Origin of the sequence: Arthrobacter sp. zg-Y1110, from assembly GCF_025244865.1 — a bacterium.
In the GTDB taxonomy this organism is placed as follows: Bacteria; Actinomycetota; Actinomycetes; order Actinomycetales; family Micrococcaceae; genus Arthrobacter_B.
Map to the genome: position 1 here is coordinate 3,429,375 of NZ_CP104272.1, position 12,931 is coordinate 3,442,305.

A 12,931-nucleotide genomic window follows, 5' to 3' on the forward strand; every position below is an offset into this window, starting at 1 on the left:
CGCGCCGGGCGCCCAGCGCCTGCGCCGTCGTCCGCCTCAACAATCATTGACTTTATCAATAGATTGCTGTTCCAATGGTTTTTTGAATGTGAACTAGCTCACGACAAAGGAGTCACGGTGAATCTGGGAATCGGTTCCTGGCCGGCACGGCGGGCAAAGGTACGCCCACATGATCCGGCGATCGTGTTCGAGGGTCGCGAGTGGACCTACGCGGACGTGGACCGCCGCGTCCGCCGGCTGGCCAATGCCCTGCTCAACGCCGGGATCCGCCGCGGAGACCGCGTGGCCTACGTCGGCTTCAACCATCCGGCCCTGCTGGAAACCTTCTTTGCCGCCGGCCTGATCGGTGCCGCCTGCGTCCTGGTCAATCCGCGCCTACGGCAGGCCGAGGTGGACTACATCCTGCGCGACTGCGGCGCCAAAGCCGTGGCCTACACCGAAGAGCAGCGGGAGAACATCGAACAGCTCGCCGCGGAGCTCGACGTCGACACGTGGCTGAGCGTCGACGGCGGCGGGCCGGGAACCGGGTTCGAAGACTTCCTCTCCGCCGGCAGCGGGGATCCGGTGCCGGACGGCGTCGAGATGGAGGATCTCGCCCTGATTATGTACACCTCCGGCACCACCGGCCGGCCGAAGGGTGCGATGCTTTCACACCAGAATCTGTTCTACCAGTACGTCAATGCGCTGATCGGCGTCGATCTGCGGCAGGACGAGGTGCACCTAGCCGTGGCGCCGCTGTTCCATATTGCCGGGTTGAACATGATGACCCTGCCCGCCTTCACCCTGGGTGGCCGGATCATCATCCACCGCTCCTTCAAGCCGGACGCCGTACTGCACGAAATCGCCGCTTCCCGGGTCACCTCCTCCTTCATGGTTCCGGCCATGCTCGATGCACTCAGCGAGCACCCCGGGTTTGCCGAGGCGGATTTGTCCTCGGTTCGTGGATTCATGGTGGGAGGATCACCGGTTCCCGAACGGATGATCCGCACCTGGGCGGACAAGGGGGCGGCCATCATGCAGGGCTTCGGCATGACGGAGACCGCTCCCGGGGTGTGCATGCTCGAGGCGCGTGACGGCGTTACGAAAGCCGGATCAGCGGGCCGTCCGCATTTCTTCACGGAGCATCAGGTGGTGGATTTCGACGGCAGGCCCGTGCCGCAGGGAGTGCCCGGAGAAGTGATCGTCCGGGGCCCCAACGTGATGTCCGGTTACTGGAACAAGCCGGAAGAAACCGCCAAGGCACTTGATGGCGGCTGGTATCGCTCCGGTGACATCGCCGTCGTGGACGAAGACGGATACATGTACATCAAGGACCGGATCAAGGACATGTACATTTCCGGCGGCGAGAACGTTTATCCGGCCGAAGTGGAAAACGCGCTGCTGAACATCCCCGGCGTCCGGGATGCAGCGGTCATCGGCATCCCCGACTCGAAGTGGGGCGAAACCGGACTGGCCTTTATTGTCCTGGCCGACGGCGACGCCCGCACCAGCGAGGACATCCGCGCCCAGCTGAGCCAGCGGCTGGCCACCTACAAGCTGCCGCGCCGGGTCAACGTCGTCACCGAGCTTCCCCGCACCGCGACCGGCAAGATCCAAAAGCACGTCCTGCGTGCCGGTGCCTGAGCAGGTCCCAGCCTGCAACCCCGCCATCCACCACTCCCCTTCGAAGGAAACCATGTCATCCGCTCCTGACGCTCCGGCCTCCCCGGCGCTGCGCCCCGGAAAGAACGAGGCCCGCCGGGTCATTCTCTCCAGCTACCTCGGCTCGACCATCGAGTTCTACGACTTCCTGCTTTACGCCTCCGCCTCGGCACTGGTGTTCCCGCATGTCTTTTTCACCAACCTGGATCCGCTGGCCGGCACCATCGCCTCCTACGGCACCTTCGCCGCCGGCTATCTTGCCCGGCCGCTGGGCGGAGCCGTGTTCGGGCACTTCGGTGACCGGCTGGGCCGCAAGAAGATGCTCATTCTGTCGATGCTCATCATGGGCATTGCCTCCACCCTGATCGGCCTGATCCCGAGCGCCAACACCATTGGTTCCTGGGGCGCCGTGATCCTGATCCTGCTGCGCGTCTGCCAGGGCATTGCCGTAGGCGGCGAATGGGGCGGAGCCGCCCTCATGGCGCTGGAGCACTCAGCCAAGGGGAAACGCGGATTCGCAGCCTCCTTCACCAATGCCGGAGCCCCCACCGGCGCGGCCCTCGGCACGTTCATCCTGGGCCTCTTCGCCTCCATGCCGGAGGACCAGTTCCTGTCCTGGGGCTGGCGGGTTCCGTTCCTGCTCTCGGCGCTGCTCCTTGTGGTGGGACTCTTTGTACGTTCCCGCGTTTCCGAAAGCCCCATTTTCAAGGCAGCGGTGGAGAAGGAAGCAGCCGATCGGGACTACGCCAAGCCCAAGCTGCCGATCATGCAGGTGCTGCGCCGGCCGCGCGCGTTGATCTTCACCATGCTCGGCGGAGCCTCGGGCTTTGCCCTGCAGGTATTCCTGGCCACCTTTGCCGTGAGCTACGCCGTCGAACACGGAGCCGAGCGCCAGTCGGTCCTCTACGTCTTCGCCGCCGCTTCCATCCTCAGCGTCGCGTTCGTGGTGGGTATGGGCCGGCTCTCCGACCGGCTGGGCCGCCGTCCGGTCATGGTCGCCGGCCTGGTGCTGTTCATCGCCATGATCTTCCCGATGTTCTCCTGGCTGTCGACCGGCAACGTCTGGCTGATCTTCGCCGTCTTTATGCTGGGCCTGCTCTTCCATGCCGCCATTTACGGACCACTGGCCGCGTTCATCTCCGAACAGTTCGGCACCACCGCCCGGTACACCGGTGCGTCCCTGGGCTACCAGTTCGCCACCCTGCTCGGCGCCGGCTTCACACCCGGCATCCTGTCCTCGATCTATGCTTCCAGCGGCCGGGACACCGGGCCCGTGGTCTGGTACCTGGCCGGAATGGCACTGATCAGTGCCATCTTCATCCTGCTGACCCGCGAATCCAAGGACTATGACCTGGAGACGCACGAGCACTGACCCCGCCTCAAAACAGTGCCGCATCCTCCGCTCCAAGAGGATGCGGCACTGCGGCGTCCAGCGGCAGCTAGAAAGCGACCCGCTGCAACAGCCGCCGGAGTTCGTCCTGTTCGTCGGCGGAGAGCTGTGCCATGGAGGCCGCCGTGGCTCCGAGCACTGCCTCCCTGGCCCGTGCGTACAGCGCGTCTCCGTCCTCGGTGGGCACAATGACCTTGGACCGGCGGTCCCGGGGGTCGGTCTGGCGTTCGACGGCGCCGCGGCTCTCCAGTTCGTCGATGATGGCCACGATCTGGCTGGGATCCAGCACCAGGAACTGGCTCAGCTCCCGCTGTGTTGGCGCAGCTCCGCTGCAGGCCAGGGACAGCACGGAGTAGTGGCGCACTTTCAGGCCGAGATCGGCCAGCCGGCGGTTGGCCTCGGCCGAGCCAATGGACGCGGCGCGGGCCATCAGGAAGACGGGTTCGGCACCGAGATCGGTAGCGGCGAAGCGGGCGGCAACGCCGTCAGGGAAGGTGCTCATGGAGTGTTTGATCCTTCAGCAGGGGCACGGTCAGAACCCCATCCTAGGAGATAGTCGCTTCTCCCAATAAGTGAGGATATTAACTGTTGACTTTTTCAATGATATGTCGTGGAATGGGAACACCGCCGCAACGTGGCCGCAGTCACATGCGGCAGGCCTGAGCAAAGGAGCTTCGCATGACCACTGAATCCACTGGTGCACTCGCCGGAAAGGTCGCCGTCGTCACCGGCTCCGGCCAGGGCCTCGGGCTGGCCTACGCCTCCGAACTCGCCCGCCAGGGCGCCGCCGTCGTGATCAATGACGTGGTCCAGGAAACAGCTGACCGTGCCGTCGAAATGATTACTTCCGCCGGAGGCCGGGCCGTCGCCGTCGTCGCCCCGGTAGGCACCACTGAAGCCGCCACCGCCCTGGTGGAAGGCGCAGTGTCCGCCTTCGGCCGCCTGGACATCCTGGTCAACAACGCGGGTGTGCTGCGGGACAAGTCGCTGCTGAAGATGACGGACGAGGATTTTGACCTCGTGATCCAGGTGCATCTGCGCGGAACGTTCACCTGCGCCCGCGAGGCCTACCGGTACTTCAAGGAAAACAACGTGGCCGGCCGGATCATCACCATCGGCTCCCCCACCGGCCAGTACGGCAACTTCGGGCAGACCAACTACGCCGCCGCCAAGGCCGGCATTGTCGGCATGGTCCGCACCTGGGCGCTGGAAATGCGCAAGGCCGGCGTCACCGCGAACGCCGTCATTCCCGTGGCCGCCACCGCCATGACCGAGACGGTCCCCTACTTCCGCAGCGCCGTGGACGCAGATCGCCGCGGTGAGCCGATGCCGGACTTCTTCCGCAAGGACCTGGGTTTCGGCACCTCCGCCGACGTCGCCGGGCTGGTTGCATATCTGGCCTCCGACGACGCGGCAGGGATCACCGGGCAGGTCATCGGTGCCGGCGGCGACCGGCTGCAGATCTTCTCCCACCCCGTACCCGTGGTCACCGAATACCGTGAGGGCGGGTGGACGTTTGAGGCCCTGCGCGAGCAGTTCCCGGCGCTCATAGAGGGAAACCTCCAGCCGGTCGGCGAGAAGATGCCTCCGCTGCCCGAAGAACTTGAACCGCAGGCCCGGTAGGGACGGAAACCGCTATGCGCTATGAATACGGCCTGGACCTCGCGTCCCTGGACGCCATCGACATGCACGTGCACATCGAGTGCTCCGACCACGGTCACGCGTCGCTGCCCGCAGCCCTCACCGAGGCGTCGGCCAAGTACTTCAAATCGGAGGACCGCAGCCCCTCCCTGGACACCATCGCCGAGCGGTACCGCGAATGGCGGATGGCCGCCGTCGTCTTCACCGTGGATGCCACCACCGCTCTGGGCCACGAACCGAACTCCATCGAGGAGATTGCCGAGGGCGCGGCGCGCAACAATGACGTGCTGATTCCCTTCGGTTCAGTGGACCCGCTGCAGGGCAGCCGTGCCGTGGACCGGGCGCGGATGCTGGTGGAGGACTACGGCGTCAAGGGCTTCAAGTTCCACCCCTCGCTGCAGAACTTCGATCCCTCGGACCAGCAGTTCTATCCGATCTACGAGGCCATTTCCGCCCTGGGTGTCCCGGCCCTGTTCCACACGGGGCAGAACGGCATGGGGGCCGGGCTGCCCGGGGGCTACGGCATCAAGCTCGCCTATTCGAACCCGATGCTGCTCGACGCCGTTGCCGCGGATTTCCCGGAACTGCAGGTCATCATGGCGCACCCGTCCGTGCCGTGGCAGGACGAGGCCAACTCCATTGCCACCCACAAGGCCAACGTCTGGATTGATCTGTCCGGCTGGTCGCCGAAGTACTTCCCGGAGTCCCTGGTCCGGGCCTCGAACTCCATGCTGGCCGACAAGGTCCTGTTCGGCACGGACTATCCGCTGATTTCCCCGCAGAAGTGGCTCGGCGCCTTTGAGCAGCAGAGCTTCAAGGATGAAGTGCGCCCGAAGATCCTCAAGGACAACGCGGTGCGCCTGCTCGGGCTGGATACAGCGGCCGGCGCCGCTGCCGGCGCTGCCGGCGCAGGGGAAAGCGCATGACCGGGGTGCTGACCGAGCCGCGCCTGTACCCCGACTGCGATCCGTTCAACGTCGAGGGGCGGTTGACCGAGGCGGAGAAGGCTCCGCTGCGGCGCCTGCGGCGCGTGCTGGAGGACTCCGCCCGGCCGCTGCTGGCCGAGTACTGGGAGGCCGGGGAGTTCCCGTACCAATTGGACGGCCCGCTGCGGGAGCTGAACCTGATGGTTCCTCAGGAGCTGACTGCCGACGGCGCCGAACCCCGCGCGCTCTACCACGGCTTCCGGATCTTCGAACTGGCCCGCACCGACGCCTCGCTTGCCACTTACTACACCGCGCAGGCCGGGCTCTTCCGCACAGCCTGCCGGGTAGGCGGAACGCCGGAGCAGTTCGCGCAGTGGGATCCGTTGATCACCTCCTTTGAGATGACCGGCGTGTTCTGCCTGACCGAGCCCGAGCACGGTTCGGACATTGCCGGCGGGTTGGCGACGTCGGCACGCCGTGACGGCGAGGAGTGGATCCTGGACGGGGCCAAGCGGTGGATCGGCGGGGCGTTCACTGCCGACTACCTGGCAGTCTTCGCCCGGGACGTCGCCGACGGACAGGTCAAGGGGTTCCTCGTGGACCGTGAAGCGCCCGGGGTGCGGCTCGAAAAGATCCGCGGCAAAACGTCGCTGCGGATGATGCAGAATGCCGATATTTACCTCGACGGTGTCCGTGTTCCTGAATCCCGTCGGCTCGGCAACGTGAACTCCTTTAAGGATGTCGCGGCGATGCTGCGGGCTATGCGGTCCGACGTCGCCTGGATTGCCACCGGCATCCAGGCCGGAGCATACGAAGCGGCCCTGCGGTACGTGCGCAGCCGCGAACAGTTCGGCCGGTCGCTGGGCAGCTTCCAGCTGGTCCAGGAAAAACTTGCCCGCATGCTGGGCAACGTCACCGCGTCCCTGAATCTGGTGGCAGGCCTCGCGGAGCGCCAGCAGGAAGGGATTTTCCGGGATGAGGATTCCGCCCTGGCGAAGATGTGGATCAGCCTGCACATGCGTGAAACCGTTGCCCTGGCCCGCGAAGTGGTCGGCGGCAACGGGATCACCCTGGCCACCGACGTCGCCCGTTTCCACGCCGACGCCGAGGCCGTCTATTCCTACGAGGGAACCCACGAAATCAATGCGCTGGTCGTAGGCCGCGCAGTCACCGGCAAGAGCGCCTTCGCCTGATACGTTCCGCCGTATCCGTCCAACAACCTAGGAGTTTTCCATGACTGAAGCACCCGCCTCCGCCCAGACCGTCGTAGCGTTCGAAGAGGTCAAGGACCTCATCGGCCAGAACGTCGGCACCTCTGCCTACCGCGAGATTACGCAGGGTCAGGTGGACCTGTTTGCCGATGCCACCGACGACCATCAGTGGATTCACGTTGATCCGGAGCGGGCCAAGGACGGCCCCTTCGGCGCCCCGATAGCCCACGGGTTCCTGACGCTGTCGCTGCTGATCCCGATGTGGGGCGAGCTGCTCGACGTGACGGGCGTCAAGACAAAGGTCAACTACGGCCTGGACAAGGTCCGCTTCACCTCACCGGTGAAGGTCGGTTCCCGGATCCGGATGACCGCCACAATCGCCGAGGTCCAGGAGGTCAAGGGCAACGGCCTGCACGTGGTCGCGGACCTCACCATCGAAATCGAGGGCCAGGAGCGTCCGGCCGTTATCGCCCGGTTCCTCAGCCGGCTGTACGCCTAGGCCGTCGGGGCAGGCGGGCCGAAGGACTACCGCCAGTAGTTGTTCGCGGCCGCAACGGTCGCGAACTCTGTGGCCACCACGTGCGAGGCTGCGATGATGCCGTCCGGGTTGTTGGCATAGGCATCCCGGATGATGTGCTCCGCCTGCCCGTCCGGCTGGATGGCAAAGGCGGTCTGCAGTGCCAGTTGAATGGCCAGCTGCCGGCCTTCCTCCGGCGTTCCGCACTTTAGGGAATTGTTCGGAACAAGTTCCATGGTGTCCGTCCTGTCTTTTCAAAGTCCGCCGGCCTGCCGGCTCGGCGCACGCGGGCGGATACACCCGACGCCAACAGTCTTGCGCCGCACCGCCCGGCACTCAACCGTTTCCACTGCATTGCCCTCCCCCGGAGCCAGGACGGCGGGTGCCGGCTACGTCCCGGCGCGCTGCTTCAGTGCCGCCTCCACTGCGGCAACCACCGCGTACAGCAGGATCGAGGCCAGGGTCACGGCGACGACGGCGGCCGCCCTTAATAGGCGATAGGCGGCGCAGCAACGCATTCAGTTGACTAGACACCTGTCTAGCCAACTGGCATGATGTGGTTCACATCACAACGTGTCAGAGGAGTTCGCGTGGACCTGCAGGACAAGATCGCAGTCATTACCGGAGCCGGCTCGGGAATGGGTCTGGCCGCCGCCCGGGCTTTTCTGGCCGAAGGCGCCAGGGTCTATGCCCTGGACATCTCCCAGGACGCCGTGGACCGTGAATTCGGTGAGGAACCGCACGCCACCGGGCTGGCTGTGGACATTGCCGACTCGGCCGCTGTCACCGCAGCGTTTAAGCGGGTGGCAGACGAGCAGGGCCGATTGGATGTGCTGATCAACGCGGCCGGCGTGAATACCCCTCACCGGCAGGCCACCGAGTGGCTGGACGGAATCAACCACCGGATGCTGGCCGCAATGAAGGCCGGAGAGCCGTTCAGCCCTGAATTCATCACAGAGATTCCTGACGAGGACTTCGACCGCGTCATGCGGATCAATGTTTACGGAACTTTTTACTGCCTGCGCGCAGCCGTCCCGCTGCTGAAGGCCGCCGGCGGGGGCGCCGTCGTCAACTTCGCCTCGGTGGCCGGACTTGTGGGCCTGCCCATGCCCACCTACTACCCCGCATCCAAGGCCGCAGTCGTCGGGATGACTCGCACCACCGCCGGTGAACTGGCCCCCTTCGGCATCCGCGTGAACGCACTGGCTCCTGCCGGCATCAACACTCCCCTGCTGACCCAGTCCGGGGAGGAGCATGTTCAGGCACTGCTGGCGCTGCAACCGCTGAAACGGCTCGCCGAACCCGAGGAGATTGCCCGGACTCTGGTCTTCCTGGCCTCCGACGCCGGCGCTCATTACACCGGACAGGTGCTCTCGCCGTCCGGCGGCGCCCTGATGTCCTGACCAGCACCATCTCCCCCGTATAAACCCGTCCCCGGAAGGCTCCATGATCAACAACGTTGAGGGTCTGAACACCTCTGCCCTGAAAACCCTTGAAGACACCATCGAGGCGGACATCCAACGCGGCGACTACGACGGGGTGAACATCATCGTGGCCCGCCACGGCCGGATCGGCCTGCAGGGCAGCTACGGGTTCGCCGAACGGGAAACCAGCCGGGCAACTCAGCGCGGGGACGTTTACCGCATCCTGTCCATGTCCAAGGCATTCACCAACACGCTGGCCTACCGTGCCCTCGGTGAGGGCAGGCTCGCGCTGTCCACTCGCGTGGTGGACGTGATACCCGAGTTCTTCGGCACCGACCGGTTCCGTGCCGTACGCAAGGACAGAATCAATCTTGGTCACCTGCTGACGCACCGCTCCGGCATGCCCGCGACCCCGGACCCCGGACTGCCGGCGGAACGTTTCGGTGTCCTGGCCGATGTCATTGCTGCTCTGGGGAGCGTGGACGTGGTCAATGATCCAGGCAGCAACCTCAATTACGCCCCTTCCATCAACCACGCGCTCATCGGTGAGATGGTCCGCCGCGTCTACGGCTACGAGCATTTCCGCGATTTGGCCCGGGACCTGGTCTTCGATCCTCTGGGGATGCAGGACACTGCCTTCGGGCTCCCGTCGGGGAGGACCGGACGCGCGGTACCGCTGAAGGTTTACGTGCCTGAAGACGGCTGGCTGGCACCCGAGGATATCGAATGCCTGAACACGCATATCACCGAGGACGCGGAGATGCCCTGGGTCGGCGCCACCTCCACGGTCGATGACGTGTTCCGATTTGCCGAATTGTTCCGCAACCGCGGCGCCGTCGACGGCGAGCAGCTGCTGGCGCCTGCCGTCATCGACGCTGCCACCACCCTGCAGACCGGGGACCTGCCCAACGACCTGTACGCAGGAATCGCTGCCATGCGGGGTTGGGAAACCCCGCGCGGCAACTTTGGACTCGGTTTTTCCCTTTCCGGCACAGGTACCGCTCCCAGCTTCTTCGGCCCGTTCACCAGCCCCCGGACTTTCGGCAACTACGGGGCCGGATCGACCCTGTTCTGGGTGGATCCCGCGCGCGATCTCACGTTCGTATTCCTCTCTTCCGGCGTGATGGATGAGGGCGAGAACGTGGCCCGCTTCCAGAAAATCTCAACGCTCGCCGTCGCCGCTGCCCTCTGACTTCTTTTCCAAGGAATCCGCCATGACCGCTGTCCCCTCCGCTCCGTCAAAATGCCCCGTGGCCCACGGCTTCGATGCTATGGGCGATGCCTACTACCGCGACCCGGCCGCACACTTTGCGGAAGTCCGTGACGAGACCCCCACCTTCTTTTATCCGCACCTCAATGCCTGGATTGTCACCCGCCGCGAGGATGCCCTGACCGTGCTCTCCGACTGGCAGAAGTTCTCTTCCGCATCCAACGGCGGATTGATCGAGGTGCCGGAGGCCTACCAGTCCACCATTCCCGCCGAGCTGATGTCCCGCATCCTCGTGGGATCGGATCCGCCCGGACACACCACCGCCCGCAGTGTGGCACAGCTGGGCTTCCTGCAGGAACGCATGGACGCGCTGCAGCCGGAGATCGAGTCCCGCGCGCACCGCATCATTGACGGGTTCGAGGACCAGGGGAAGGGCAACCTGCTGGAGGATTACTGCCTCGAGCTGACCACCCAAACCCTGATGGCCCTCATGGGTCTCGATTACGAATATGACGCGATGATGCGCCAGCTGCGGGACGACTTCTTCCAGATTCTGGCCTCGGCGCAGGAGCCGTTCCCGGAACCCCTCCGCTCGCAGGTCTGGAAACGCTACACCGAGGCAAACCTCGTGCTGCGGGACATCATTGAATCACGCCGCAACTCCGACGCCGGGGACCTGATCAGCGTGATGGCTTCCGCGCGGAGCGAAGACGGTGGATATGCCCTCGGCGCGGACCAAATAGCCATACACCTCACCGAGTTTGCCGCGGCAGGCACCGACACCACCGCTCAGGCCATGGCGAACGCAGTACTGTTCCTGGCCGCAAACCCGCAGGCACGGGAAGATGCCCTGGCCGAGCCTGAGCTCTGGCCGCGGGTCTTTGAGGAAACCGTCCGCCGCAGACCTTCCTCCACGTTCGCTTCCCGCCGGTCCAACATTGACATTGAGCTCGGCGGGGCACAGATCAAGGCCGGGGACATGGTCTGGCTTGCCCTGGCCTCGGTGAACACAGATCCGGCCCACGTGGACAGTCCGTTTGCCTTCGATATCCACCGCCAGGATCCAGTAGACCATTTGGCCTTCTCCACCGGACGCCACAAGTGCCTGGGCAACCCGCTCGCCCGGGTCCAGGGGGCTGCGGGTTTGAAGGTGCTTTACGAACGCCTGCCCTCAATGCGCCCGGACGACGCTGATGCCGTGGACTTCGTCCGGTTTGCTCTGCTGCCCGCGCGCCGCTCACTCAACGTGCACTGGGACGTGGCCGACGTCGCCCGCTCCCGGGAACGCGCCGTGCGAACCCTGAACCTGCGGGTCCTGGAGCGCCGGGAAGAATCCGACGGCGTGGTCTCCCTGCTCCTGGGCCACCCCGATGGAGGCGCCCTGCCCGGGTGGAAGCCAGGCGCGCACATCGATCTGCACGTACCCGGGGACCCCGAGACGCTGGTGCGCCAGTATTCGCTGTGCTCGGATCCGGGCAACACAGCAGCCTACCGCGTGGGTGTGCTGCGGTCCGATACCGGACGCGGCGGCTCGCTGGCGGTGCACCGTACGCTCCATCAAGGCAGTACGGTCACCGTTTCCTGGCCACGGAACAACTTCCGCTTTGCCCCCTCACCGAAGTACCTCTTCATTGCCGGTGGCATTGGCATCACCCCGCTCCTGACCATGATCCGCGAAGCGGAACAGGCCGGCGCCGACTGGCAACTGGTGTACGGCGGACGCACACGGGCTTCAATGGCGTTCCTCGAGGAACTGGCCGCCTACGGGGAGCGCGTCACCCTCGTGCCGCAGGACACCCACGGACTGATGGATTTGCCGGGACTGCTGCAGGACGCGCGGGAAGAAACCCTCATCTACTGCTGCGGACCCGAACCGGTGCTGCGGGCCGTGGAGACCTACTCTGCCCATTGGCGCAAGGGCTCACTGCGGGTGGAACGGTTTGCCGCCAAGGTGCTGGAACGCTCTGAACCGGACACTGCCTTCGAGGTGGAGTTCGCAGCCTCGGGAGTCACCGTTGAAGTGGGTCCGGACGAAAGCATCCTCGACGCTGCGGACCGGGCCGGGCTGCCGGTGATTTCTTCCTGCAAGACGGGAACCTGCGGCACCTGCGAAACCCGGATCGTGTCCGGGCGGGCCGAACACCGTGACTCGATCCTCACGCCGGACGAACAGGATGCCAATGAGACGTTGATGATCTGCGTATCCCGGGCCGGGCGGGGCTGTCCGCGGCTGGTCCTGGACCGGTAGCCGCATCGGGTTTCCGTTCCAGCTGCTGCCGGGACTCCAGCTGCTACTGGGACGGAAACCTGTCAGCGAACAGGCTCAAGAGTTGGCGGGTCAGCGCATCGAGCACCATCTCGTGCCGCTCCTGGTGTCCCCGGACGTAGAGGAAGTAGAAGTTGCGGTCCAAACTCATCATGAAAGTCACGAGATGGGTCTGCAGCTCTTCCCGCTCCTGTTGCGAGGAGCAGGAGCGGTAGAGCCGCTCCATTGACCCGCTGACGCGCCGCAGCATCCCGAGCCACTCGTCCGCCACCGCCGTGTCTGCGGCCATGGCCTGCTCCATGGCCGCAAATTCGATTGCGTACCGCGACCAGAGCCCTTTGGTGTCTACCAGCCACCCGCGGAGGGCGGCAAAATCGTGCTGCGGCAGCTCATCCAGCGCGCGGTAGCCGTCCGTGATTTCCTGTTCAATGTCCCGCATTTTGGCCATGACCAGTTCAGGCTTGTTCCGGAAATGCAGGTAGAGGTTGGCGCGGCTGCCGCCGGCGGCAACCGCGATCTGGTTCATGCTGGTCGCGGTGAACCCCTGCTCCTGAAACAACTGCATGGCGGTGTCAATGAACCGCTGCCGGGTTTCGCTCCGTTGCTGCTCGCGCAGATTCACCGGCGGCCCACCGTACGGCAGGGGACGCCGTCGGGCTGCGGCCGCGAGGCCGGATACCAAATGTGCATACCCCGACCTTAGCG

General features: G+C 65.1%; 12 protein-coding genes. 9 read left to right on the forward strand and 3 right to left on the reverse strand.

Features of this window, described 5'->3' with window-relative positions; all coding sequences use genetic code 11:
• Positions 1-117: 117 nt before the first annotated feature.
• Both N2K99_RS16100 and N2K99_RS16105 read left to right on the forward strand, forming a co-directional pair.
• Positions 118-1,623, forward strand: coding sequence for a long-chain fatty acid--CoA ligase (locus tag N2K99_RS16100; protein WP_227932698.1), 1,506 nt, complete (start codon positions 118-120; stop codon positions 1,621-1,623).
• A gap of 52 nt (positions 1,624-1,675) precedes the next feature.
• Positions 1,676-3,013 carry an MFS transporter gene (locus N2K99_RS16105; protein ID WP_227920237.1) on the forward strand — a complete coding sequence of 446 codons (1,338 nt, stop codon included), beginning with the start codon at positions 1,676-1,678 and terminating at the stop codon, positions 3,011-3,013.
• 67 nt (positions 3,014-3,080) lie between these two features.
• On the opposite strand, the gene N2K99_RS16110 is transcribed toward N2K99_RS16105, so the two are convergent.
• Entirely contained in the window at positions 3,081-3,533 is a 453-nt protein-coding gene (locus N2K99_RS16110; protein WP_227920239.1) for a MarR family winged helix-turn-helix transcriptional regulator, read from the reverse strand.
• A gap of 176 nt (positions 3,534-3,709) precedes the next feature.
• Between N2K99_RS16110 and N2K99_RS16115 the strand changes: the two genes are divergently transcribed.
• Genes N2K99_RS16115 through N2K99_RS16130 form a run of 4 tightly spaced genes read left to right on the forward strand, consistent with a single transcriptional unit; the run spans position 3,710 to position 7,308 of the window.
• Positions 3,710-4,654, forward strand: a complete 945-nt coding sequence (locus N2K99_RS16115; RefSeq protein WP_227920242.1) for an SDR family NAD(P)-dependent oxidoreductase — start codon at positions 3,710-3,712, stop codon at positions 4,652-4,654.
• Between the two features lie 14 nt (positions 4,655-4,668).
• Positions 4,669-5,598 carry an amidohydrolase family protein gene (locus tag N2K99_RS16120; protein ID WP_227920245.1) on the forward strand — a complete coding sequence of 310 codons (930 nt, stop codon included), beginning with the start codon at positions 4,669-4,671 and terminating at the stop codon, positions 5,596-5,598.
• Positions 5,595-6,791, forward strand: a complete 1,197-nt coding sequence (locus N2K99_RS16125; RefSeq protein WP_227920255.1) for an acyl-CoA dehydrogenase family protein — start codon at positions 5,595-5,597, stop codon at positions 6,789-6,791. The genes N2K99_RS16120 and N2K99_RS16125 overlap by 4 nt, the downstream gene beginning before the upstream one ends.
• Positions 6,792-6,831: 40 nt before the next feature.
• Positions 6,832-7,308 carry a MaoC family dehydratase gene (locus tag N2K99_RS16130; RefSeq protein ID WP_227932697.1) on the forward strand — a complete coding sequence of 159 codons (477 nt, stop codon included), beginning with the start codon at positions 6,832-6,834 and terminating at the stop codon, positions 7,306-7,308.
• A 26-nt stretch (positions 7,309-7,334) separates the two neighbouring features.
• Here N2K99_RS16130 and N2K99_RS16135 read toward each other — a convergent pair whose 3' ends face one another.
• The gene (locus N2K99_RS16135; protein ID WP_227932696.1) at positions 7,335-7,562 is read right to left on the reverse strand and encodes a hexameric tyrosine-coordinated heme protein; all 228 of its coding nucleotides are present in this window, start codon (positions 7,560-7,562) and stop codon (positions 7,335-7,337) included.
• A gap of 354 nt (positions 7,563-7,916) precedes the next feature.
• On the opposite strand from N2K99_RS16135, the gene N2K99_RS16140 reads away from it, so the two are divergent.
• Genes N2K99_RS16140 through N2K99_RS16150 form a run of 3 tightly spaced genes read left to right on the forward strand, consistent with a single transcriptional unit; the run spans position 7,917 to position 12,208 of the window.
• Complete coding sequence (locus tag N2K99_RS16140) at positions 7,917-8,729, forward strand: SDR family NAD(P)-dependent oxidoreductase (protein ID WP_227920261.1); 813 nt, start codon at positions 7,917-7,919, stop codon at positions 8,727-8,729.
• 43 nt (positions 8,730-8,772) lie between these two features.
• Positions 8,773-9,942: a serine hydrolase gene (locus N2K99_RS16145; RefSeq protein WP_227932695.1), complete on the forward strand. Its 1,170-nt coding sequence runs from the start codon at positions 8,773-8,775 to the stop codon at positions 9,940-9,942.
• 22 nt (positions 9,943-9,964) lie between these two features.
• Entirely contained in the window at positions 9,965-12,208 is a 2,244-nt protein-coding gene (locus N2K99_RS16150; protein WP_227932694.1) for a cytochrome P450, read from the forward strand.
• Positions 12,209-12,251: 43 nt separating this feature from the next.
• Here the strand turns inward: N2K99_RS16150 and N2K99_RS16155 are convergent, their stop codons facing one another.
• Complete coding sequence (locus N2K99_RS16155; RefSeq protein ID WP_227920269.1) at positions 12,252-12,848, reverse strand: TetR family transcriptional regulator; 597 nt, start codon at positions 12,846-12,848, stop codon at positions 12,252-12,254.
• Between the last annotated feature and the right edge of the window lie 83 nt (positions 12,849-12,931).

Coding starts and splice junctions, on each gene's coding strand:
- N2K99_RS16105 (WP_227920237.1), top strand. CDS start 1,676: ATGTCATCCGCTCCTGACGCTCCGGCCTCCCCGGCGCTGCGCCCCGGA.
- N2K99_RS16130 (WP_227932697.1), top strand. CDS start 6,832: ATGACTGAAGCACCCGCCTCCGCCCAGACCGTCGTAGCGTTCGAAGAG.
- N2K99_RS16135 (WP_227932696.1), bottom strand. CDS start 7,562: ATGGAACTTGTTCCGAACAATTCCCTAAAGTGCGGAACGCCGGAGGAA.
- N2K99_RS16110 (WP_227920239.1), bottom strand. CDS start 3,533: ATGAGCACCTTCCCTGACGGCGTTGCCGCCCGCTTCGCCGCTACCGAT.
- N2K99_RS16145 (WP_227932695.1), top strand. CDS start 8,773: ATGATCAACAACGTTGAGGGTCTGAACACCTCTGCCCTGAAAACCCTT.
- N2K99_RS16125 (WP_227920255.1), top strand. CDS start 5,595: ATGACCGGGGTGCTGACCGAGCCGCGCCTGTACCCCGACTGCGATCCG.
- N2K99_RS16120 (WP_227920245.1), top strand. CDS start 4,669: ATGCGCTATGAATACGGCCTGGACCTCGCGTCCCTGGACGCCATCGAC.
- N2K99_RS16115 (WP_227920242.1), top strand. CDS start 3,710: ATGACCACTGAATCCACTGGTGCACTCGCCGGAAAGGTCGCCGTCGTC.
- N2K99_RS16150 (WP_227932694.1), top strand. CDS start 9,965: ATGACCGCTGTCCCCTCCGCTCCGTCAAAATGCCCCGTGGCCCACGGC.